Source organism: Planktothrix paucivesiculata PCC 9631 (genome assembly GCF_900009265.2).
Classification (GTDB): Bacteria; Cyanobacteriota; Cyanobacteriia; order Cyanobacteriales; family Microcoleaceae; genus Planktothrix; species Planktothrix paucivesiculata.
In genome coordinates, this window is sequence record NZ_LR735004.1 from 105,353 (window position 1) to 126,777 (window position 21,425).

23 protein-coding genes, 1 tRNA gene and 1 other annotated feature are annotated in these 21,425 nt (G+C 41.9%); of the genes, 9 read left to right on the forward strand and 15 right to left on the reverse strand.

Features of this window, described 5'->3' with window-relative positions:
* The first annotated feature begins 4 nt into the window (after nt 1-4).
* The 3 genes from dxs to PL9631_RS06640 all read left to right on the forward strand — a co-directional run bounded on the left by dxs (nt 5) and on the right by PL9631_RS06640 (nt 3,417).
* On the forward strand, nt 5-1,918 hold the full coding sequence (gene dxs, locus PL9631_RS06630) for a 1-deoxy-D-xylulose-5-phosphate synthase (RefSeq protein ID WP_083618261.1): 1,914 nt from the start codon (nt 5-7) through the stop codon (nt 1,916-1,918).
* Between the two features lie 191 nt (nt 1,919-2,109).
* Nucleotides 2,110-2,712 (forward strand): Uma2 family endonuclease, encoded by a 603-nt coding sequence (locus tag PL9631_RS06635; RefSeq protein WP_083618262.1) that lies wholly within the window; start codon nt 2,110-2,112, stop codon nt 2,710-2,712.
* Between the two features lie 27 nt (nt 2,713-2,739).
* Nucleotides 2,740-3,417 carry a Uma2 family endonuclease gene (locus tag PL9631_RS06640; protein ID WP_083618264.1) on the forward strand — a complete coding sequence of 226 codons (678 nt, stop codon included), beginning with the start codon at nt 2,740-2,742 and terminating at the stop codon, nt 3,415-3,417.
* Between the two features lie 41 nt (nt 3,418-3,458).
* Here the strand turns inward: PL9631_RS06640 and PL9631_RS06645 are convergent, their stop codons facing one another.
* From PL9631_RS06645 to rplS, 9 genes are all read right to left on the reverse strand, one after another.
* The gene (locus PL9631_RS06645) at nt 3,459-4,241 is read right to left on the reverse strand and encodes an ABC transporter permease (RefSeq protein ID WP_083618266.1); all 783 of its coding nucleotides are present in this window, start codon (nt 4,239-4,241) and stop codon (nt 3,459-3,461) included.
* Nucleotides 4,242-4,329: 88 nt separating this feature from the next.
* Nucleotides 4,330-4,716, reverse strand: a complete 387-nt coding sequence (gene rplL / locus PL9631_RS06650) for a 50S ribosomal protein L7/L12 (RefSeq protein ID WP_083618267.1) — start codon at nt 4,714-4,716, stop codon at nt 4,330-4,332.
* Nucleotides 4,717-4,781: 65 nt separating this feature from the next.
* Entirely contained in the window at nt 4,782-5,330 is a 549-nt protein-coding gene (gene rplJ, locus PL9631_RS06655) for a 50S ribosomal protein L10 (RefSeq protein WP_083618268.1), read from the reverse strand.
* A 146-nt stretch (nt 5,331-5,476) separates the two neighbouring features.
* Nucleotides 5,477-5,612: a sequence feature (ribosomal protein L10 leader region), on the reverse strand.
* A gap of 129 nt (nt 5,613-5,741) precedes the next feature.
* Nucleotides 5,742-6,458, reverse strand: a complete 717-nt coding sequence (gene rplA, locus PL9631_RS06660; RefSeq protein ID WP_083618269.1) for a 50S ribosomal protein L1 — start codon at nt 6,456-6,458, stop codon at nt 5,742-5,744.
* Between the two features lie 163 nt (nt 6,459-6,621).
* Nucleotides 6,622-7,047: a 50S ribosomal protein L11 gene (gene rplK, locus PL9631_RS06665; RefSeq protein ID WP_083618271.1), complete on the reverse strand. Its 426-nt coding sequence runs from the start codon at nt 7,045-7,047 to the stop codon at nt 6,622-6,624.
* Nucleotides 7,048-7,050: 3 nt separating this feature from the next.
* Nucleotides 7,051-7,725 (reverse strand): transcription termination/antitermination protein NusG, encoded by a 675-nt coding sequence (nusG, locus tag PL9631_RS06670; RefSeq protein ID WP_083618273.1) that lies wholly within the window; start codon nt 7,723-7,725, stop codon nt 7,051-7,053.
* Entirely contained in the window at nt 7,722-7,952 is a 231-nt protein-coding gene (gene secE, locus PL9631_RS06675; protein WP_083618285.1) for a preprotein translocase subunit SecE, read from the reverse strand. The genes nusG and secE overlap by 4 nt, the downstream gene beginning before the upstream one ends.
* 178 nt (nt 7,953-8,130) lie before the next feature.
* Nucleotides 8,131-8,203: transfer RNA gene (locus tag PL9631_RS06680), tRNA-Trp, on the reverse strand.
* 113 nt (nt 8,204-8,316) lie between these two features.
* Nucleotides 8,317-8,703, reverse strand: coding sequence for a 50S ribosomal protein L19 (gene rplS, locus PL9631_RS06685; RefSeq protein WP_083618287.1), 387 nt, complete (start codon nt 8,701-8,703; stop codon nt 8,317-8,319).
* Nucleotides 8,704-8,784: 81 nt separating this feature from the next.
* Between rplS and PL9631_RS06690 the strand changes: the two genes are divergently transcribed.
* From PL9631_RS06690 to PL9631_RS06710, 5 genes are all read left to right on the forward strand, one after another.
* Entirely contained in the window at nt 8,785-10,071 is a 1,287-nt protein-coding gene (locus PL9631_RS06690; protein ID WP_083618289.1) for an inorganic phosphate transporter, read from the forward strand.
* 241 nt (nt 10,072-10,312) lie between these two features.
* Nucleotides 10,313-12,031: a DMT family transporter gene (locus tag PL9631_RS06695; RefSeq protein ID WP_083618291.1), complete on the forward strand. Its 1,719-nt coding sequence runs from the start codon at nt 10,313-10,315 to the stop codon at nt 12,029-12,031.
* 240 nt (nt 12,032-12,271) lie between these two features.
* Complete coding sequence (locus tag PL9631_RS06700) at nt 12,272-12,859, forward strand: hypothetical protein (RefSeq protein ID WP_083618292.1); 588 nt, start codon at nt 12,272-12,274, stop codon at nt 12,857-12,859.
* A 64-nt stretch (nt 12,860-12,923) separates the two neighbouring features.
* Entirely contained in the window at nt 12,924-13,622 is a 699-nt protein-coding gene (locus PL9631_RS06705) for a pirin family protein (RefSeq protein WP_083618294.1), read from the forward strand.
* A 256-nt stretch (nt 13,623-13,878) separates the two neighbouring features.
* Entirely contained in the window at nt 13,879-15,471 is a 1,593-nt protein-coding gene (locus tag PL9631_RS06710) for a glycoside hydrolase family 57 protein (RefSeq protein ID WP_083618295.1), read from the forward strand.
* A 132-nt stretch (nt 15,472-15,603) separates the two neighbouring features.
* Here PL9631_RS06710 and PL9631_RS06715 read toward each other — a convergent pair whose 3' ends face one another.
* From PL9631_RS06715 to PL9631_RS06740, 6 genes are all read right to left on the reverse strand, one after another.
* On the reverse strand, nt 15,604-16,188 hold the full coding sequence (locus PL9631_RS06715) for a PepSY-associated TM helix domain-containing protein (RefSeq protein ID WP_083618297.1): 585 nt from the start codon (nt 16,186-16,188) through the stop codon (nt 15,604-15,606).
* Nucleotides 16,189-16,321: 133 nt separating this feature from the next.
* Entirely contained in the window at nt 16,322-17,656 is a 1,335-nt protein-coding gene (locus tag PL9631_RS06720; RefSeq protein ID WP_156090476.1) for a sensor histidine kinase, read from the reverse strand.
* Nucleotides 17,619-18,299, reverse strand: a complete 681-nt coding sequence (locus PL9631_RS06725) for a response regulator transcription factor (RefSeq protein ID WP_083618298.1) — start codon at nt 18,297-18,299, stop codon at nt 17,619-17,621. Before PL9631_RS06725 ends, PL9631_RS06720 begins: the two co-directional genes overlap by 38 nt.
* Before the next feature lie 21 nt (nt 18,300-18,320).
* Nucleotides 18,321-19,067: a uroporphyrinogen-III C-methyltransferase gene (gene cobA, locus PL9631_RS06730; protein ID WP_083618300.1), complete on the reverse strand. Its 747-nt coding sequence runs from the start codon at nt 19,065-19,067 to the stop codon at nt 18,321-18,323.
* 100 nt (nt 19,068-19,167) lie between these two features.
* A complete protein-coding gene (locus PL9631_RS06735; protein ID WP_083618302.1) occupies nt 19,168-19,686 on the reverse strand; it encodes a type IV pilin-like G/H family protein in 519 nt (172 codons plus the stop codon).
* A 28-nt stretch (nt 19,687-19,714) separates the two neighbouring features.
* Nucleotides 19,715-20,221 (reverse strand): type IV pilin-like G/H family protein, encoded by a 507-nt coding sequence (locus PL9631_RS06740; RefSeq protein WP_083618304.1) that lies wholly within the window; start codon nt 20,219-20,221, stop codon nt 19,715-19,717.
* 280 nt (nt 20,222-20,501) lie between these two features.
* Between PL9631_RS06740 and PL9631_RS06745 the strand changes: the two genes are divergently transcribed.
* Entirely contained in the window at nt 20,502-21,377 is an 876-nt protein-coding gene (locus tag PL9631_RS06745) for a LysR family transcriptional regulator (protein WP_083618306.1), read from the forward strand.
* Nucleotides 21,378-21,425 lie beyond the last annotated feature (48 nt).

Sequence of the window (21,425 nt, forward strand, 5' to 3'; positions counted from 1 at the left end):
AAATATGCACCTAAGTGAAATTACTCATCCGAATCAACTCCATGGTTTGTCGATCCACCAACTCGAACAAATTGCCCGCCAGATCCGGGAGAAACACCTAGAAACCGTTGCCGCCACCGGAGGACATTTAGGGCCGGGTTTAGGGGTTGTGGAACTAACATTAGGTTTATATCAAACCCTGGACTTAGATCGAGATAAAGTGATTTGGGATGTGGGACATCAAGCCTATCCCCATAAATTAATCACCGGACGTTATCAAAATTTCCATACTTTAAGGCAAAAAGACGGCGTTGCAGGCTATTTAAAACGCTGTGAAAACAAATTTGATCATTTTGGAGCCGGACACGCTTCTACCAGTATTTCTGCGGGGCTAGGAATGGCGATCGCCCGGGATATGAAGGGGGAAAACTTCAAAGTCGTTGCCATTATTGGTGATGGAGCTTTAACCGGAGGTATGGCCCTAGAAGCCATTAACCACGCCGGACATTTACCCCATACCAATTTAATGGTAGTTCTCAATGATAACGAGATGTCAATTTCTCCCAATGTTGGGGCAATTTCTCGTTATTTGAATAAAATGCGTTTGTCTCCTCCCGTTCAGTTTTTAACCGATAATTTAGAAGAACAATTTAAGCATTTACCCTTTGTGGGAGAAGCCCTCACCCCGGAAATGGAACGGATGAAAGAGGGGATGAAACGGTTAGCAGTTTCTAAAGTCGGGGCGGTGTTTGAAGAATTAGGGTTTACCTATGTGGGGCCGGTTGATGGTCATGATTTAAAAGAATTAATTAATACTTTTCAACAAGCCCATAAAATACCCGGGCCAGTGTTAGTTCATGTCGCCACGGTGAAGGGAAAAGGTTATGCGATCGCCGAAAAAGATCAAGTCGGTTATCATGCTCAAAACCCCTTTAATTTAGCTACGGGAAAAGCTGTTCCGGCGAGTAAACCCAAACCTCCTAGTTATTCTAAAGTCTTTGGTGAAACCTTAGTTAAATTGGGGGAAAATGACCCTAGAATTGTGGGAATTACCGCAGCAATGGCAACGGGAACTGGGTTAGATATTCTCCAGAAAAAACTGCCCAAACAATATATTGATGTCGGTATTGCCGAGCAACACGCCATTACCATGGCTGCCGGGTTAGCCACCGAAGGAATGCGCCCGGTTGTAGCAATTTATTCTACCTTTATACAACGGGGTTATGATCAAATTATCCACGATGTTTGTATTCAAGAACTCCCGGTTTTCTTATGTTTAGATCGGGCGGGAATTGTTGGGGTAGACGGCCCGACTCACCAGGGAATGTATGATATTGCCTATCTGCGATGTTTGCCTAATTTAGTAATTATGGCTCCTAAAGATGAAGCCGAATTACAACGGATGTTAGTCACCGGAATTGAGCATACAAACGGCCCTATTGCTATGCGTTATCCTCGCGGATCGGGGTTAGGTGTTCCTTTAATGGAAGAAGGTTGGGAACCTTTACCTATAGGCAAAGGAGAGATTTTAAGACATGGGGATGATCTGCTATTAATCGGTTATGGAACTATGGTGAATATGTCCATGCAAGTCGCAGAAATTCTCAGTGAACATGGCATTGAAGCTACTGTAATTAATCCCCGTTTTGTTAAACCTTTGGATGTGGAATTAATTGCGCCTTTAGCCCAACAAATTGGGAAAGTCGTGACGATAGAAGAAGGTTGTTTAATGGGGGGTTTTGGTTCGGCTGTTGCTGAGGCTTTATTAGATAATAACGTGGTAGTTCCTGTGAAGCGTTTCGGGGTTCCCGATATTTTAGTCGATCATGCCGAACCTAATGAATCTTTTGCTGATTTAGGTTTAACCAGTTCTCAAATTGCTGAACAAATTCGGGAATCTTTTTTTGTTGAGAAAAAACAACCCTCTAAAGTGAGTTAATTTTTCTAAAAACCCTAAACTTTGAGTTTGAAACCCAGTTTTTGAGTAAAGATTGAATAGTGAAATTTACTATTTTTACTTGGAACTGGGTTTCAAATATAGCAAAAGGTCAAGCCTAATTTAACCACAAAGACACAAAGACACAAAGACACAAAGAATTTGTAAACACTCTCTATATATAGGATAAGATCATGACACAAGCTAATTTTTTACAACCGCTTGCGGTCAATATTTCACCTTCATTAATACTATCGATCACCCATGAAGATTTCGTCCAGTTAGCTCAAATAAATCGAGACTTACAATTAGAAAGAACGGCTACAGGGGAGTTAATTATAATGCCACCGACAGGAAGCGAAACCGGAAATAAAAATCTTGATATAGCCGGACAACTTTGGCTATGGAACCGTCAAAATCAATTAGGAATAGCTTTTGATTCTTCAACGGGTTTTCATCTTCCCAATGGTGCTGATCGCTCTCCTGATGCCTCTTGGATACGTCAAGAAAGATGGGATTTACTAACACAGGAGGAACGGGAAATCTTTGCGCCAATTTGCCCAGATTTTGTATTAGAATTGCGTTCAAAAAATGACTCAATAGATAAATTACAAGCTAAAATGATAGAATATATAGAAAATGGGGCTAGTTTGGGTTGGTTAATTGATCGGAAAAATAAAACCGTAGAAATTTATCGAAAAAATCAGAATGTAGAATTACTGAATCATCCCAAAAATTTATCAGGAGAAGATATTTTGCCGGGGTTTATGTTAGATTTAACTGAAGTTTGGAATTAACAATAATAGCGAGTTAGGGAGACTGCAATGGTTGTTACATTGGAATTACAACAAATTGATATTCAACCCGGACAACATCTAACTTTGCGCCAGGTGAGTTGGAAGGAATTTGAAGCCATTTTAGAGGAAATGGGAGAACATCGGGCTTCACGGGTCGTTTACTATCAAGGAGTGTTAGAAATTCGGATGCCATTACCAGAACATGAAACAAAAAAAGAACTCATTAGCGATTTTGTGAAAATTCTATTGGATGAATTAGAGTTAGATTCACAAACTTTTGGATCAACAACTTTTAAACGACCAGAAATGACAGCAGGGATCGAACCCGATAACTGTTTTTATATTCAGAATGCTGCTTTAATGATCGGAAAGCAAAGGGTTAATTTATCCGTTGATCCGCCTCCTGATTTAGCCATTGAAGTTGATGTTACCTCAAAAACTCAACTCGATGCTTATTTAGCTTTAGGCGTACCGGAATTGTGGATTTATACAGAAGGAAAACTACAAATTTTTATTTTACAACAAGGTGAATACTTGTCAACAGAAACTAGCCAGATCTTTGGAAATTTGCCAGTTATAGGCGGAATTTTACAGTTTTTACAACAAAGTGAAATTATCGGAGATAGTGCAGCAAGGCGAGGATTTCGGCAGTGGGTGCGATATGCCTCCGGCACGCTTCGCGATCGCAATTTAATTCCTAAATAAATAACTTTCTTGATTATCTTGGATTTAACTGAAGTTTGGAATTAACTTGATGCACTGGTATAGAATTTTAAGGCAAATTCCCAAAATTTAGCCGAAATTAATAATAATCCCAGGGCTAATAATCCTGAAGCCATCACCCAGGATATTTCGGTTTTTCCTAGAATTGATTCGGCTGGAATAGTTGTTAAAAATGCAACGGGAACAATAAAGGTAAAAAAGAAACGATAGGCGATGGGATAGGCTACCATGGGATATCTTCCCGCTTCTAATAATCCTCGTAATACTTCCGTAACATTATAAATTTTAACAAACCAAATACTGGTGGCTCCCAAAATAAACCATATACTATATAAACTGATCATTCCAAAGGATAGGGGTAATAAACTGGCTAAATAATCTCTCCAGGTTAATCCGAGTTTACTCCCTTGATAAGCCACCATTGAACAGCCAAAAATTAGGTCGGGTAGGCCCCAAGGAGAAACCATCCGAGTCGATAGCCAAAATTGACTACTCAGGGGTTTAAGTAATACAAAATCCAAGGTTCCTTCTTGAACATGGGTGACAATTCTGTTCAAATTGGGAATTAATATTGTGGTGGAAAATCCTTGTAATATTGTAAATATTCCCAGAACAATTAAGACTTCTTCCCAACTCCATCCTTCAAAAGTATAGCCCGTTCTATAAAATAAAAATAGGCTAAAAATACTGCCTATTAAACTTCCTAAACTGGTGACAGCAGAAATTAGAAAGTTAATTCGATATTCTAGTTCGGCTGCGATCGCAGTTTCCCAAAATAATATTAAAATCTCAAAATAGCGTTGCATGGTTTCCTGATCCTATGAAAAAACCTGATTTCTCGTTCAGAAATCAGGTTAGGGATGAATAAAAAACTAAAACTAAACTCCGTTAAAACTATTTAATGGAGACTTTAGCACCAGCTTCTTCCAATTTTTTCTTAGTGGCTTCAGCATCATCTTTATTAGTAGCTTCTTTAACCGCTTTGGGGGCTGCTTCCACTAAATCTTTAGCTTCTTTCAGACCTAAACCAGTCAGTTCACGCACCACTTTCAGAATCGCAATTTTCTTATCAGCAGGGAATTCTTCCAAGATGACATCGAATTCAGTTTTTTCTTCAACTTCTTCCACAGGGGCTGCTGCACCAGGAGCAACCATTGCAACACCCACAGGAGCCGCGGCGCTCACGCCAAAAGCTTCTTCAATTTGTTTGACTAATTCAGACGCTTCTAACAGGGTTAAAGACTTCAGTTGTTCCAGAATTTGATCAGTAGTTGCAGACATTTGTTAAACTCCTAGACAATGTAACGGTTTGTGTTTGAGACTCGTTGGCCAAGCATTCCCAGAAACTATGCAGCTTCGTCGTTTGAGCCATCTTGATCTTTTTCGACATAGGCATTGAGTGCTCGTGCCAAAGACCCTGGAACCTCGTTGATGCCAACGGCCAGTTGGGTCGCCATACCATTGATAGCACCCGCAATTTGAGCCATAAGTTGCTCTCTGGAGGGTAAATCTCCTAAGGCTTTGACGTCACTTTCACTCAGCAGTCTGCCTTCCATGACGCCGCCGCGAACTTCCGTCTTTTTAGAAGCCTTTTGGAACGCTTGATAGGCTTTAATGGCACTACCGAAGTCTTCCTTGATTAATAAAAAGGCGTTAGAACCCTTGAGCAACTCATTCAACGGCTCCCAGTTGCTTTGACCTTCGATGGCAATTCGCATTAAGGTGTTTTTTGTCACCTTGCAAACACTGCCTGAAGGACGCAACTGTTGCCGTAAATTAGTAATTTCCGCAACGGATAGACCGTTATAGTCAATCACAATCGCCAGTTGTGAACCTTTAAGGGTTTCCTTAAGTTCAGCAACAATTCCTTGTTTATTTTCTAGGGTTCTTCCCATTCTTGTTGAACCTCCATGTAGCATTGCAGTCCATTCTCATCCCCTCCAAGGGACGGAATGACCCACAACGGTTGACTCCTTCCCCGATTAAACAGCAGCGATTTCGCCATAAAAAACCTCGGTTTTTTCACCGAGGTCAAGACTTAAAACTTAAACATAAATCATCAACACAGACAGATTAATAAGGTCTGTAACCTGATTGTTTAGCTTTAAACTTATTGAACCTCGGCAGGAAATTAAGCGTTTCGCCCCTGCTGTCTGCGGTGAGTTAGTCGTTTATTGGTTTAAATACGCAGTTTTAAATCATTGCATATTTGCTTGGATTTGTCAACCCCCAATTCCGACTAGATCACCGGAGAAATCAGCACACCCTAGGCAAATCAATCATCAAGGGTGGCTGAAATCCCCAGATTAAACTAGGTCTGCAATTTTCAGTTCTCGCAGAGCCGTAATATCCACTTCAATTGACGGCCCCATCGTAGACGCGACAAACACACTACGCCAGTAACGACCCTTAGCCCCAGAAGGACGGTTGCGGTCAATACACTCTTGCAGCGTGGATAGGTTCACCAGTAAATCCGTTGCCGAGAATCCGGTTTTCCCAAACATCACGTGCACGATACCCGTGCGATCAGCCCGGAATTCTAACTTCCCAGCTTTGAATTCAGCGATCGCCTGTGTCACATCCGTCGTCACCGTTCCGCCTTTGGGAGAAGGCATTAAGCCCTTCGGCCCCAACAAACGTCCCAGTTTAGCCACTTGGGGCATCATATCCGGTGTGGCAATTAAGCAATCAAAATCCAGCATTCCCTTCTGGATCTCATTAATCAACTCTTCAGATCCAACAAGATCGGCCCCGGCTGCTTGAGCTTCGGCGACTTTCTCCCCCTTCGTCAATACCGCCACCCGGATCACCTGACCCGTACCTTTGGGTAAGCTCACCGTTGTCCGCAGTTGTTGATCCGTATATTTGGGGTCAATACCTAAACGAATATGGGCTTCAGCCGATTCAGGAAACTTAGCTGTAGCGGTTTCCTTCAGCAGATTAATCGCCTCTAAAGGTTCGTAAGGTCGGTCTTCAACCTTTTTTCTGAGTTCTCGTAATCGACGTGATTCTTTTTTTGCCATTCTATTTTATCTCTCCTGGGGTGGTAACGAAGATGCACTTCTCCCCCAATAAAGGGTTAACTAAAATTTCTTGAAATTCTTACGGACTTCAATGATTCATCGCCATTGAGCCCCCGATTGAGATCGATCACTGTTTGGGTGCAGTTATCGGTCACAAACAGGCTTAATCAACAATGGTTACACCCATATTGCGGGCGGTTCCGGCCACGATTTTCATGGCGGCATCCACATCATTGGCATTTAAGTCGGGCATTTTGGTTTCCGCAATTTCTCGTAACTGAGCTTGCGTAATTTTACCGACTTTCTTGCGGTTGGGTTCTCCCGATCCCCGTTCAACTCCGGCGGCTTTACGGATTAACACCGAAGCTGGAGGAGTTTTGAGAATAAAGGTGAAACTCCGATCTTCAAAAACCGATATTTCTACCGGAACTACAAGACCTGCTTTATCTGCGGTTCTAGCGTTATACTCTTTGCAAAACGCCATAATATTCACCCCATGTTGACCCAGGGCTGGGCCGATTGGGGGCGCTGGGTTGGCTTTGCCCGCAGTAATTGCCAACTTAATAACTGCTACAACTTTTTTTGCCATTCCTTAGCCTTGTTTTTCAACCTGATTAAACTCTAATTCTACCGGGGTATCCCGTCCAAAAATCGAAAGTAAAGCTTTCAGCTTACTCCGTTCTGGACTGACTTCAATCACATCCCCTTCAAAGTCTTTAAAAGGCCCTGAAAGTACGATGATATGATCCCCAATCGCCATTGCTGCTTTGACAATCGGTTCCTGTTGTTGCGCTTGTCTGAAGATGCGTTCCACCTCAGCATTGCTCAAGGGGAGAGGTTTAACATGACCTCGACCTCGACCGGAATGCCGTTTTTGTTCCGCCCCAACAAAATTAATCACGTGTGGCGTGTTCTTGACCACCTGCCAAGCTTCATCGTCAATTTCCCAGTGATTGAGTTCGTTATTCCATTTCAGTCTCATCTGGATGAGAACATAACCTGGAAATACTTTCTCCTCACCGTGCTGACGACTGCCATCTTTTCGCAGTTTAATCATTGGGGTGTGGGGAATTTCCACCTTCAAAATTCGTTCTGCAACATCTAGGGTTTGTACCCGTTGTTCTAAGTTCGCTTTGACTCTTTTTTCACAGCCAGAAGCCACCTGAACAGCATACCAACGGCGCTCTCCGGGTGAAAACTCCTGGGAACGTTCGTCTGTATCCGCCATGAGGTCTGAATGTTTTGATTCGTCTGATGTAAAAGTCATCCGAAGATTTGCCCCGACGCCCAACGAAGGAAGTTGTCTGCTAAATAGATCAAGCTGGCCGAGAGAGTGACCATTAACAACACCCCCGCCGACTCACTCAGCAGTTGCTGTCGGCCAGGCCAGACCACTTTGTCCAATTCCTCTTTTGTTTCTTTAAGGAACGTAGAAGCGTTAAAGCCAGAAGTTGTATTTTCAACTGCAACTTCTTCTTTCTTGTTGACCACCATGAACTCCCCTTGCGATCTTACGGTATCCGATCATGATCTTAGCTGCTAAGGGTCACACATCCGCCCAAACTTTTTAAGGTATCATACTGAATCCCCCCATACAATGTCCCGATTTGTTGCTTTTCGGAACAATGCCCAGACGAAGAAAATCTTGCATCTGGGCATTAGAGGTATCCAGCGCGCCCTGGAGGACTTGAACCCCCGACATCAGGTTTTGGAGACCTGCGTTCTACCAACTGAACTAAGAGCGCATAGCGGAGTGGCTGATCTTTTACCTGACTTAGCTTAACACAACTTAGAGAATTTAGTTAAACTTTTTTTGATGATCACGAGGGGAATCATGGAATATCCGGTCTTGCCCAAGTTACAGACTCCGATCAAACCGTTGTTTAACCCGAGTGGCCTTACCAATCCGATCGCGGAGATAGAATAGTTTAGCCCGACGGACTTTACCCCGACGGATGACTTTAATATTCGCAATTCTCGGAGAATGGATGAGGAAAACTCTCTCAACCCCCACTCCTTGAAAAATCTTCCGCACGGTGATCGTGGCGTTAATCCCGCCATGGCGTTTGGCAATCACAACCCCCTCATAGGGCTGAATCCGTTCTTTCCCGCCTTCTTGAATCTTGACCGCAACTTTGATCGTATCACCGACATAAATCTCGGGAAGATCGGGTTTATTTAGTTGCTGTCGGAGGCTTTCGATTTCTGCCGTTTCAATAGAACGGATAATTTCTTCCGCTTTCATGATAATTTTCCAAAACTCACAAGATCCGATTATAGATCGAAAAGGATTGTAAAATCCATCTATTCACCTGGATTCACAAAGATGTTAGACCAATCTATTCCAGTTATCGTTGAAATTGTGTTGCTGTGCGGGTTAGCCTTCTATGTTGCTTGCAATTTAGGGGCTAATGATGTAGCAAACTCGATGGGGACATCGGTCGGTTCCAAGGCATTGACCCTGAAACAAGCGATTATTGTCGCTGGGATTTTAGAATTTACCGGGGCGGTCTTTTTTGGAGAGCGAGTCTCTAAAACCCTAGCTACGGGGGTGGTTAACCCGGAAGTTTTTAGCTCCACCCCTCAAGTCTTTGTGATTGGGATGGTATCGGTATTAATTTCGGCCGGATTATGGTTACAAATTGCCACCCGTCAGGGATTACCCGTATCTTCGTCCCATGCGGTGGTAGGGGCGATCGCTGGGTTTAGTTGCATTGCCGCCGGGGTCAAGGCGGTCAACTGGCAGACGATCGGTTTAATTTCCTTGAGTTGGTTAATCACCCCGGTGATTAGTGGTTTAATTTCAGCCCTATTTTATAAACTCATTAAGTATTGGATTTTAGACCAACCCGATCCCCACCGCCAAATCCAAGAATGGATTCCCTGGTTGAGTAGTATTTTAATCGGAATTTTTGGGGTGATTGTTTTCCCAATTTTGCGATCGCCGTTGCAGAACACCTTAACCCAATGGGGTTGGACATTACCTGTCCATGATATTCCTTTAGCCGTCGGTGGAATCGCGGCGATCGGTTTAACTTGGCGGAGTTGGCGACAATTGGAGCAACAGCAAACCCCTTCTATTTCTGATCCAACACTGGAAAAATTTCCCGGGATCGAAAAACAACTGGCAGTGTTTCAGGTCGTTAGTGCTTGTTTTGTGGCTTTTGCCCACGGGTCAAATGATGTGGGAAATACGATCGCTCCCTTAGCAGCAATTTTAGCCGTGATTAAAACGGGTTCAGTTCCCCTAGACGATATTGAAATCCCAATTTGGATTTTACTGTTGGGGGGGAGTGGGATTGTCACCGGACTGGCTATCTGGGGTAAAAATGTGATTAAAACCGTGGGGGAAAATATTATTTCCCTGCTTCCGAGTCAGGGATTTTGTGCGGAATTGGCCACGGCTACCACCGTATTATTGGCTTCGCGTTTAGGATTACCCGTTTCCACTTCCCATGCTTTGGTGGGGGGTGTGGTGGGAATTGGACTCGTACAAGGAGGAAAAGAGGTGCGCTTGGAGACTCTACGTTCCATTGCCTTAGCCTGGGTGGTTACTGTTCCTAGCGCGGCGATCATGAGTGGGATTCTATTTAAAATATTCCAGTGGTTTTGAACGGTTGTGATGGGACTCGGTTTAATTTGATAGGCAAAATTTAGTCAATCATTAGAGAATGAGCTATTGTTTAGTTTAGGTTTTTGGGGATAATTCTTCCCTCGCTTTGCCATTTTTCCCGTTGTGCCTTTATCGGTCAAGACTAGGATTTTCTAGTCTATCAATTGTGAAACCCGGTATGCAGCGTTGGTATGAGTGGCGTCATAGCTGAATCAGCAGATCAATAAGAGGTTAATCACGAATGGGGACACAGGAGAATCAACCGCCACCTTTAGGATCGGGAGAAACCACATCCGCAGAAATAGTTCTAAGTTCGGTGATACAGGAGTTAGAAACCTTTCATCACCAGATTAAGGAAAGATATCTGTCGGATATCCAACGACTCGAAACGGATAAAGTTCGCTTAATTGAGGATATTGAAAGTCTACAAACGGAATATCGCCGACTGCAATCCCAGCAGTTACAAATATTGTCCGATCGCGTTCCTCCCAATCGAGCTTGGCTCAAACAACTAACCCAAATTGTGGCGCGTGATGTTGAACAAGCTTTGATCGCACGGATTAATCAAATTAAAGCAGCCAGTGATCCGCCTTTATTAGCTGCTGATCCAACTGGACTGCTCCAGGGTCAAGATCACGATCCAGAAAACTTCAATAATCGAGAGTTGGAAGCGGTTTTGGAAACTAGCCTAAACCAAACTTTTCAAAGTTTACAAGAGGAGTTAGGTCACTATCAAAGTAACCTATCTCGACGGTTAAACAATATGCAAACCTTGGAACAGCAGGTTGAAACTTTGCTGGAAACCCTGGTTAATCGTTTGCAAGAACAGGTGGAACAACCCATCCTACGGGGGGATAGTGCCAGACGGGAACTTCCCAGCGACGCTCATCAGACCCTGACCCCTGGGAATACGGGACTCACGAATCGCCCGGAAGCTTTTGCTAGTCCTAAACCTAAACCCCAGTCTTCTCCAGTGCAGTTGGGTTTATTTTTAGCGTTACTGTCGGCGATATCTTTATCGTTGTTTAACGTTTGTTTAAAGATTATTCTCAAGGGGCCACAACCTAGGGAAATCTTGGGTCTATTTTCCCTAGAAGGAATTATTAGTCCGGGGATCGGAAACTCCTTATTAATCCTGTTACTGCGGATGATTGTGGTCATGGGACTAATGCCGATTGTGGCAACGTTCCTTTATCCTCCGGTATGGAGTGATCTCCGACGTTTTCTTCAGTCCGGTGATCGTCGCTTAATGTTGACGGTAATTGGTAGTGGATTTTTCTTGTTTTTATCTCAAGTCGCTATTTATGTCGCCATTGGTGAGATTCCCACCGGAATTGCGATTACGATTTTCTTTATCTATCCGATTGTGACGGTAATCGCCTCTTGGGGTTTATTTGGTGATCGACCGACCCTGATTCGGGTGATTGCCATGATTATAATTCTGTCGGGAGGGATTCTTTGTTTACCGGCCCCAAATCCTAATATCGCCCTGGGAAATGTGCAGGTGGGGGTGATTTCTGCGATCTGTGCAGGTGTGGCTTTTGCCGGTTATGTGTTACTGACTCAGGTGGCGGCGGGAAAACTCCATCCTATCCCGTTTAGTTTGGTGAACTTTGCGTCTATTTTTGTCTTTTCTTCCGTGAGTTTGATGCTACTCCCCGATAGTTTGGGGATTAATATTCAACCGGGAGTTTGGAATGGGTTAATGATTGGGGGTGTGGTTTTAGGTGTTCTGACTCTATCGAGTTATTTATTAAATAATTTCGCCATTCGTTCGGCCGGGGCTGCCCTGGCGTCCATTATTGGGACAACTGGCCCGGCATTAACCGCTTTGTTTGCCTTCTGGATTATCGGTGAGGCGATTAAGCAACAACAAATTTATGGGATGGCTTTAGTCATTTTGGGTGTGGGGGCCATGAGTATTGAACGGATGATGGGCTCCAAACGCAAAGCCAGCTAGTTCAATCCTTGCTCAAGTATCGGTATTAAGCTGTTGTGCATCTAAATTGGTGATTTGGAAATATTGAAGTTGATGGGAAGCCCTGCGTCAGCAATATTTCCATAGCCTTCGCCATACTAGAAACCCACGAAGCAAATAACCGTTTAAATGCACAATAGCTGATCAGTTATCAGTTATAAAATCGGATGGCTTATAGGGTTGTTGAGTTGTTTCGATCAAAACCTATCAAAGCGGCAAATAATGAACAAAAAAGATCGGATTTTTACCGATATCTATAAATTGGATTCATCCACCCATCTCTATATGATTGAGATCGGGCTGAATCATTACACTGATATTTTTAATGAATGGGATCCTGCTCCCTTTAAACGTCGAGAGATAAACCCGAATTTGGAATCTTATCTACTCAGAAGTTCCGATGAAGTCCCCTTTGAAAAACAGATTGAGTTGTGTTTTATGGTTTCCCAGGGACAACGGGATGAAAAAATGGAGAAGGAATCACGCCTGGGTATAAAAAATAGTTTTACCTTTAAAATATACGTTTTTAAAAAAGAGATTAAGCAAGCTAATAGCCGGATCATTTATTTTGTTTTTGTGGGTTTGATTTCCCTATGGATGGCTACCATTTATTCGGAAAATTCAACGGCGGTTTTTCCCTCTGTACTGTTTCAAGCTCTGGTGATCAGTGGATGGGTTTTTATTTGGGAAGCTATCTCTCTACTGTTTTTTAAAAACCGTGAATTTTATCATCGTTACCGCACTTATAAAAGATTGCAAAATGCTCCTGTAATTTTTATAGATCAAGAAAATAGTCCTGCCCTTGACTGAATCTTAAAAAAGTTGAGTACAATAAATTAATACATAATACAGTAGTGTTTAAACCCGAAAAAATATGATCACAGTTCGCAAGTCTCAAGACAGAGGACAGGTTAAAATTGACTGGCTAGAAAGTTATCATACCTTCTCCTTTGGGAACTATTATGATCCTGAATATATGGGATGGCGATCGCTGCGGGTGATTAATGAAGATCGGGTGCAACCCATGGGCGGTTTTCCTACCCATGGACACCAAAATATGGAAATTATTACCTATATTTTACAGGGTTCCCTGGAACATAAAGATAGTTTGGGTACAGGTTCTATTATTCAACCGGGTGAGGTTCAACGCATGAGTGCGGGGACGGGAATTCGTCATAGTGAATTTAATCCCTCTGCAACGGATCAAGTTCATTTATTACAAATTTGGCTGCTACCGGATACCCAAGGTTTACCCCCAAGCTATGAACAAAAATCATTTAATTTCTCAGAAAATTCCGGTCAATTCCAATTAATTGCCACCCGAAATCCGGTGGATCAGGCGGTGAAAATTCATCAGGATGTTAATTTATATGCAGGGATTTTAAAACCGAGCGATCGGATTTCCTATTCCTTTTCTGCTGAACGTTATGGTTGGCTCCAAGTGGCTAAAGGAGAAGTGATTCTCAATCAAATTCCTTTAACGGCGGGTGATGGTGCTGCGATCGCCGAAGAACCAGAAATTACCCTGACTGCCACAACCGATGCGGAAATATTACTCTTTGATTTAGCTTGAATTTCTATCACAATTAAACAGTAAGCTATTGAGCATCTAAAGTAGGCATTAGAGGATTGTCAAATCCCATTGCCAGTGAGGACAATGGCTAGGATGCAGGGTTCAACTGTATCAAAAGTAACCTTTTTATTTTGAGTGGCCAGGTCATGAAGATAATATTTTCCTTTGACTCGGATCTTACCCTTTCGTTTTAAAATCTTAATCATATTGAAGAACTATCTAGCTCCGATAACAAGCGTATTTCCATTAAATCCCTATGGCTATTGGCTATCTCGCCCTGGTTCTCCATGCCCATCTTCCCTTTGTTCGCCACCCTGAAAGTGACTATGTATTAGAGGAAGAATGGCTATTTGAAGCAATTACCGAAACCTACATCCCTCTGATCAAAATGTTTGAAGGGTTGAAGCGGGACGGGATTGATTTCAAAATCACCATGAGTTTGACTCCGCCCCTGGTATCGATGTTGCGAGACCCTCTGCTTCAAGACCGATATGACCAACACCTGGGCTTACTCCAGGAGTTAACTGAACAGGAAATTGATCGCTATCAAAAAACCCCTCATCTTCGTTATCTGGCCGAACATTATGCCGAAGAATGGCAGGAAGCCCGTAAACTGTGGGAACGCTATCAAGGCGATTTAGTCACGGCTTTTAAACAATTTCAAGATAGCAATAATTTAGAAATCATCACCTGCGGTGCAACCCATGGCTATTTACCGCTAATGAAGATGTACCCCCAAGCGGTTTGGGGACAAATAGAGGTGGCTTGTCAACACTATGAAGAAACTTTTGGCCGTCGTCCTCGGGGGATTTGGTTGCCTGAATGTGCCTACTATAATGGCTTAGAACGAATGTTAGCCGATGCGGGAATTCGGTATTTCCTCACCGATGGTCATGGGATTCTCTACGCCCGTCCCCGTCCTCGGTTCGGAACCTATTCCCCGGTTTATACGGAATCCGGTGTGGCGGTATTTGCCCGGGATAATGAGTCTTCTCAGCAGGTCTGGTCTTCGGAAGTGGGTTATCCTGGGGCGGCGGAATATCGAGAATTTTATAAGGATTTGGGATGGGAAGCGGAATATGAATATATTAAGCCCTATATCATGCCCAATGGTCAGCGCAAAAATACCGGAATTAAGTATTACAAAATTACGGGTCGGGGTCTAGGACTGGGAGAGAAGGAACTTTATGACCCCTATTGGGCTAAAGCTAAAACTAGCGAACACGCGGCTAATTTTGTCATGAACCGGGAGCGCCAAGTGGAACATCTCCACGGAATTATGCAGCGTCCCCCAATTATTGTCTCTCCCTATGATGCCGAACTATTCGGACATTGGTGGTATGAGGGGCCTTGGTTTCTCGATCAATTATTCCGCAAAACCTGGGAGAATCAAAAGGTTTATGCCATGACCCATTTGGCCGATTATCTTCAAGAGTTTCCCACCCAACAGGTTTGTCATCCTGCCCAGTCCAGTTGGGGATATAAGGGATTCCATGAATATTGGTTAAATCATACCAATTCTTGGATTTACCCCCATCTCCACAAAGCGGCGGAACGGATGATTAAAATGGCGGGTCGCGAACCCAGAAGCGACCAGGAGTTACGGGCACTCAATCAAGCGGCGCGAGAATTACTCTTAGCACAGTCTTCTGATTGGGCTTTTATCATGAGTTCGGGAACCATGACCCCCTACGCCGTGCGTCGTACCCGTTCCCACCTGATGCGGTTTAACAAAATCTACGAAGATATCAAAATTGGTAAGGTGGATTCAGGTTGGCTAGAAAAGGTGGAAGCTATTGATAATATTTTCCCGAATATTGATTTTCGCGTCTATCGACCCTTGATGTAATCTAAAATTCCGATTAGGGTAGAGATAATATTGGCTACAAATTCCCCCTTTTTTATGGAAGTTAGGGGGATAATCTGTAGTATTTCTAGTTATATGAAATCCTGAAATTAGCGCCATAGATTTAGGAAAAACCTAGGATTCTTCTGATAGTTTAGCCCGTTTTTTACGGAAAATTCCTGTCAGATTGATTCCGGTGATTAACATTCCAATTAATCCCAAACCAATTAAAGCAACGTAAATTGCTTTCCCAACGGGGCCAAAATAAGAACCTTGATGAATTGTCAGTAAGAGTTCAGAAAAATCACCCGGAAAATTAAACCAACTATCTCCGATCGCATACAGAATACCTGTGGAAGCACTTAAAAACAAAGGTAAAAATAGAATAGGTGCTAAAATTTGATGAATTTTTCTAGCATTTAAAGGCTGATCTTTTAAATTATTTTTCCGTTTTTGCTGTGCTAACCGAACCATGGTTAATCCAGTAAATATCATAGCAATTAGTCCCAAACCGATTGACAATACATAAATCGGGACTAACCCTTCTCCTAAAAATTCTCCTTGATGAATGGTCAGCAGAATTTCTGCTTTATCTTTTGGCATTCCCATCCAAGTCCTTCCCAAACGATAAGCCATTCCGGTAAAAGCAGTCAAAAATAAAGGAATAAATATAATCGGTGCAATTTTGCGATGAAATTTCCGCAATTGGATATTTTGCATATCATTAACCTCAATAATTATAAAATTTTTAGGGTGTTTATTCTTACCCTAAATCTCAAGATAAAACTAAAAAGTGACAAACTGGTGACAGATTGAGATATTGCCGATTAAATTAGAGGATTTCAATGGGGTATTAGGTGTGGGATGGAGTCGGAAAACGGACAGAAAAACAGCTACCCTTTCCTAACTGACTGGTAACGGTAATTTCTCCTTGATGATTTTGGGCTAAGGTTTGAGCGATCGCTAATCCTAAACCCGACCCGCCTTTTCGGCGATTTCGAGCTTGATCGGCACGCCATAACCGATCAAAAACAAAGGGTAATTGTTCAAGAGAAATACCGATTCCCGTGTCTTCTATTCGTACCCAAACCGATTTTTCTTGCTGTTCTAAATAGACTATTACTTTGCCCCCAGTATCGGTATAATAAATAGCATTTTCAATTAAGTTTAAAAATAATCGCCAAAGTTGATTTCCCTCACCTTTTATTTTAACGTCAGTGGGCATATATAAGATTAATTGAACTTCTTTTTCTTCCGCTTGAGGAGATAGAAATTCTACTAAATCTTCTAATAGTTCATTCAGAGGAATCATCACCCAATTCGTTGTTAAGGGAAGATCATCTTGATCCTGGCGGGCTAAAAGTAATAAATCTTCCACTAAGCTAGTCATTTGATTTACACCACTAGCGATCGCTTTTAATTTATCAATATCCGCCGGATTAATTCGTTCTGGATGACTTTGAATGACTTCCACACAAGCTCTAATTCCCGCCAAAGGATTTCTCAATTCATGGGACGCATCAGCGGTAAATTGTTTGAGTTTTTCAAAACTTTTTTCAATGGGGTTTAAAGATTGTTTGGTTAACCACATTCCTCCAAAAGCTGTTAATCCTGATACTAAGATTCCCCCTAACATCATCCCTAATCTTAATTTTTTTAACACCATTTGAATGGATTCTGTAGACTCACTAATCCGCACGTAACCGATAATTTCTGATTGTGATTCTGATGATCGATTAATCTGTAAAGTTAGGGTACGAATTTTTTGGTTATTAATGGTATAAGTCCGATGATAATGGGATAAATCAATAGGAGGAAATATTTTTCCGGCTTTAGCAATCAGTTGGCGATCGGGATCAAACCATTCAATTCCTTGACTGGGTTGCTGAATATTTTGCCAGGGAATATCTAAATCTCCATCATCATCTAATCCCCTAAAATCATCCATTTTAGAGGCTTTTTTATGCTCTTTAACTTCTGAAAAACTATGGGTAGCTGCATCTGCTAATGTTAGAAGTTGCCGATCTAATTGTTGATATAAACTAAAAGAAAAAAATTCATAGACGGCAATCATAGAAGTTCCTGAAATTGCCATCATTACTCCTAGATAAGACAGGAGCAGCCGCCAACTTAAAGAGCGAAATTGGGGGTTAATTGCATCGCGTTTTGAGCCGATATCCCAAGCCATAGACGGTTTCAATTAAGGTAGAGGGTACACCGACGGTTTTGAGTTTTTGTCTCAATCTTTTGATATGGGTTTTGACGGTATCTTCCCCGGGGATATCTTCAAAAGACCAGAGATGCTCTAAAATTATTTCTCGCGAAAGCACTCGTCCGGGGCTGCGTAAAAACAACTCTAACAAACCATATTCTTTCGGTGTTAAAGATAGAAGTTGTCCTGCATAAGTGACTTCACAACTATTTGGATCTAGGCGAAGATTGCCCCATTCTAACACCGGAGGTAAGGCGGAATTTCCTCGTCTTAATAAAGCCCGAATTCTGGCTAAAAGTTCTTGTAAATCAAAGGGTTTAATCACATAATCATCTGCTCCTACATCCAATCCCAACACCTTATCCGCACTGGTATCTTTTGCTGTTAACATCAATACAGGTGTACTTTTTCCCTGTTGTCTTAATCTCTGACATAACTTAATTCCATTGAGTCCGGGTAACATTACATCTAATATCATCAGGTCATAGTCAGCAGATTCCATAAACTCCCACCCCATCTGACCATCATGAACCACATCTACCACATAATGATGATCCATTAAGGCTTCAGCTAAGGCTTTTGTAATCCGTTCATCATCTTCAACTAATAAAATTCTCATGGTTCCTTATTTTAATCAGAGTTAACACTTTTTTAAGTTAACAACAGAACCAATGACAGCGATCGCCGGAGCTTCAAAACCCGTTTCTTCTACTTTTTGAACAATTGTTTCTAAACTAGCAATTAACTCCTCTTGCTCCGGTCGAGTTCCCCAGCGAATTAAGGCGATCGGTGTTTCTGGGGACTTTCCAGCTTGGGTTAACTGTTGAATAATATAGGGTAAATTGTGAACTCCCATATAAATTACAATGGTTTCTGAACCCTTGGCGATCGCATCCCAATTCACCTGGGGCCGATATTTTCCGGCGGTTTCATGACCAGTTACAAAGGTAACAGATGAACTATGATCTCGATGGGTTAAGGGAATTCCCGCATAAGCAGGCGCCGCAATTCCCGAAGTAATTCCGGGGACAACTTCTACAGAAATTCCGGCTTTAATTAAGTCTTCCATTTCTTCGCCACCCCGACCAAAAATAAAAGGATCTCCCCCTTTTAATCGCACAACAATGGCATGAATTTGAGCTTTTTCAATTAACAATTGAGTAGTTTCTTCTTGAAATAATGAATGTTTACCTCGCCGTTTCCCGGCATTAATTTTTTCGGCTTTAGGGTTAATTAAATCCAAGATTTGATCACTAACTAAGGCATCATAAATTACTAGATCTGCCAATTGTAATAATGTTTTTCCCTTAATAGTTAATAATCCGGGATCTCCTGGCCCCGCACCAACTAAATATACTTTACCTAAATTTTTTTTAGATTGATTCATTTTTCTCAAATTCTAGTTAGTTAGCAATTTTTAGGGGAGAAAAGAGGATAATTATAGAATAATACGAAACCCTGGGAATATGGTCATATCCTGAATCATTTTAATTGGTAAACTCCCTGACTTGGATTAATTGAGAACCCGCAGGACAACGAATTACTTTAGAACCAGGGGTCGGAGGTAGAATCGGAGTGGGAGGAATAGAGGTTAAGTCATCGCTTTGGCAAATTCCGCCGACTCCCACCATAGAACTTTCTATTTTAACGATAAACAATGCACCGGAATAACTTTTAATCCGAGGAACCTTTGCGGAAGCTTCAAATAATACTTGATCTGATTCCACTTTCATTTTATATTGATAGTTACGGGTTCCCTGAGCAGTTCCTCGATATAAATTGTCTAATTTAGGTGTAAACTTATTATAATGTTTTAACTGATAATTTTGATTTTCAATGAAAGCTAATAAAATTTGTCTTGCTTCCACTTGTTTGACGTTGCGAACTTTAGCATCAAAGGAAGGATAAGCAATTAAGAAAAATAGTCCAAGACAGATAAAAATTGATATAAAAGTCCGACTTATTACTTTTAAATTTTGAGCAAAAAATTGTTTTAATTTAGACATTAATCCTGATTTCAATTAATTTTATATTTTACTGAGAAAACTTCATCGATTCTACCAATTCGGCATCAAGAGGACAGCGCACTTGATGAAAGTTAGGAAAAGGAGGTTGAATCGGAGTGGGAGCAGTCATCGAGGAGCGAGAACTTTTACAAATTCCTCCCACCAGCACGACAGAGTTATCTATTTTAATCTTAAATAAAGCTCCCGAGTAACTAACTCGCCGCCAAATAATTGGAATCGCTTCAAAGAATACCCGATCGGATTCTACCGTCATTTTAAATTTATAGGTTCCGATTCCTTTTGATGTTCCTCGATATAAGTTTTCTAAGTTGGGTGTAAATTTACCATAGGTTTTTAATTGTTGATTTTGATTTTTAATCAAAGTTTTTAAAATTGATCGACCTTGGGCTTGATGACCTCGACGAATTTTATTGTCAAACCGAAATAAACCTAAGAGCAATAAAATTAAAAATACACCTGAAACAGAAAAATATATCCATTTTTTCGGAGAATTTAAAAAATTGAGTTTAGACATATTATTCAGGAGGAATTTAATATAAATAAATCATTAATTCTAGTCAATTAGAACCAGTTATACTAGAAACTTTGGGTGAAACACTGACTAAAAGTTAGTATAATATAATTTATAATAAAACTCTCTAACTCTGCTGTGATTTTTTTCGCCAGGGAAAAGTCCGCAGGATGAGATCAAACAATTCTGACACAGAATTCGATTTCCTCTAACCCCCACTCAAGTTAAAATTTTCTCGATGAGTATAGAAGCTCATGGCGAGTAGCGAACAGCTAAAAGGAAGATGAATATTGACCAACTTGAAATTTTACTAGCAGTAGCAGAAGAAGGAAGCTTTTCAGAAGCAGCATTGAGTTTAAGTATCTCTCAATCCGCCGTTAGTCGGGCGATCGCGGCTTTGGAAGATGAACTGGGTCTTCCCTTACTGCTGCGAGGACGGTTTGGCGCTCGTCCCACCCTGATTGGAGAACGGGTGATGGTACACGCGAGTAAAATCTTAGAACTGCGGGAAAAAATCGATCATGAAGTCAATTTAGAAAAAGGCTTACACCGGGGGAAAATTCGGGTAGCATCCTTTCGCAGTGCGGCAACCCATATCCTCCCCTCAAAAGTTGCCCAATTTCGTAGCCGTTTTCCCGATGTAGAAATTACGATTACCGAAACCGATCCCCTCGGAATTGAACACAGTTTACGCACCGGTCAAGTGGATATTGGGTTACTTCCCTTACCCCGGTCTGAGGAATTTGAAACATGGGAAATTGCCCGGGATGAATATGTGGTTTTATTACCCACTTCAGTTGGTCAAATCCCTGAAACCTTAAGCTGGGAACAACTATCGACTTACTCTTTTATTTTATTCAATTATGCCGAATGTACTTCTGCGGTGCGCGAACATTGGGCAAAATCAGGACAATCCTTAAAAGTTGCCTATCAAATTAAAGAAGATTCAACGATTGTGAGTATGGTGGCTCAAGGATTAGGGGCCGCAATTTTACCCCGTTTAGCTGCGTTACCGATTCCGCCGCAAGTCCAAGTCCGAGCGCTACCCGTCCCCCTGGAACGAGTCATCGGTGCCGCCCTCTGGTCGAATGGTTTCCATGTTCCTGCGGTTTTTGCCTTTCTGGATGTCCTCAGAGGAACGGGGATATTTTCCCGGTAGAAAAATCCGGCAATAGGGGTAATTCATGAACTACCCCTACACAGGTTA

Bases quoted from the DNA above. Each gene is read 5' to 3' on its own strand.
- dxs (WP_083618261.1), top strand. From the start codon at position 5: ATGCACCTAAGTGAAATTACTCATCCGAATCAACTCCATGGTTTGTCG.
- PL9631_RS06635 (WP_083618262.1), top strand. From the start codon at position 2,110: ATGACACAAGCTAATTTTTTACAACCGCTTGCGGTCAATATTTCACCT.
- PL9631_RS06640 (WP_083618264.1), top strand. From the start codon at position 2,740: ATGGTTGTTACATTGGAATTACAACAAATTGATATTCAACCCGGACAA.
- PL9631_RS06645 (WP_083618266.1), bottom strand. From the start codon at position 4,241: ATGCAACGCTATTTTGAGATTTTAATATTATTTTGGGAAACTGCGATC.
- rplL (WP_083618267.1), bottom strand. From the start codon at position 4,716: ATGTCTGCAACTACTGATCAAATTCTGGAACAACTGAAGTCTTTAACC.
- rplJ (WP_083618268.1), bottom strand. From the start codon at position 5,330: ATGGGAAGAACCCTAGAAAATAAACAAGGAATTGTTGCTGAACTTAAG.
- rplA (WP_083618269.1), bottom strand. From the start codon at position 6,458: ATGGCAAAAAAAGAATCACGTCGATTACGAGAACTCAGAAAAAAGGTT.
- rplK (WP_083618271.1), bottom strand. From the start codon at position 7,047: ATGGCAAAAAAAGTTGTAGCAGTTATTAAGTTGGCAATTACTGCGGGC.
- nusG (WP_083618273.1), bottom strand. From the start codon at position 7,725: ATGACTTTTACATCAGACGAATCAAAACATTCAGACCTCATGGCGGAT.
- secE (WP_083618285.1), bottom strand. From the start codon at position 7,952: ATGGTGGTCAACAAGAAAGAAGAAGTTGCAGTTGAAAATACAACTTCT.
- rplS (WP_083618287.1), bottom strand. From the start codon at position 8,703: ATGAAAGCGGAAGAAATTATCCGTTCTATTGAAACGGCAGAAATCGAA.
- PL9631_RS06690 (WP_083618289.1), top strand. From the start codon at position 8,785: ATGTTAGACCAATCTATTCCAGTTATCGTTGAAATTGTGTTGCTGTGC.
- PL9631_RS06695 (WP_083618291.1), top strand. From the start codon at position 10,313: ATGGGGACACAGGAGAATCAACCGCCACCTTTAGGATCGGGAGAAACC.
- PL9631_RS06700 (WP_083618292.1), top strand. From the start codon at position 12,272: ATGAACAAAAAAGATCGGATTTTTACCGATATCTATAAATTGGATTCA.
- PL9631_RS06705 (WP_083618294.1), top strand. From the start codon at position 12,924: ATGATCACAGTTCGCAAGTCTCAAGACAGAGGACAGGTTAAAATTGAC.
- PL9631_RS06710 (WP_083618295.1), top strand. From the start codon at position 13,879: ATGGCTATTGGCTATCTCGCCCTGGTTCTCCATGCCCATCTTCCCTTT.
- PL9631_RS06715 (WP_083618297.1), bottom strand. From the start codon at position 16,188: ATGCAAAATATCCAATTGCGGAAATTTCATCGCAAAATTGCACCGATT.
- PL9631_RS06720 (WP_156090476.1), bottom strand. From the start codon at position 17,656: ATGGCTTGGGATATCGGCTCAAAACGCGATGCAATTAACCCCCAATTT.
- PL9631_RS06725 (WP_083618298.1), bottom strand. From the start codon at position 18,299: ATGAGAATTTTATTAGTTGAAGATGATGAACGGATTACAAAAGCCTTA.
- cobA (WP_083618300.1), bottom strand. From the start codon at position 19,067: ATGAATCAATCTAAAAAAAATTTAGGTAAAGTATATTTAGTTGGTGCG.
- PL9631_RS06735 (WP_083618302.1), bottom strand. From the start codon at position 19,686: ATGTCTAAATTAAAACAATTTTTTGCTCAAAATTTAAAAGTAATAAGT.
- PL9631_RS06740 (WP_083618304.1), bottom strand. From the start codon at position 20,221: ATGTCTAAACTCAATTTTTTAAATTCTCCGAAAAAATGGATATATTTT.
- PL9631_RS06745 (WP_083618306.1), top strand. From the start codon at position 20,502: ATGAATATTGACCAACTTGAAATTTTACTAGCAGTAGCAGAAGAAGGA.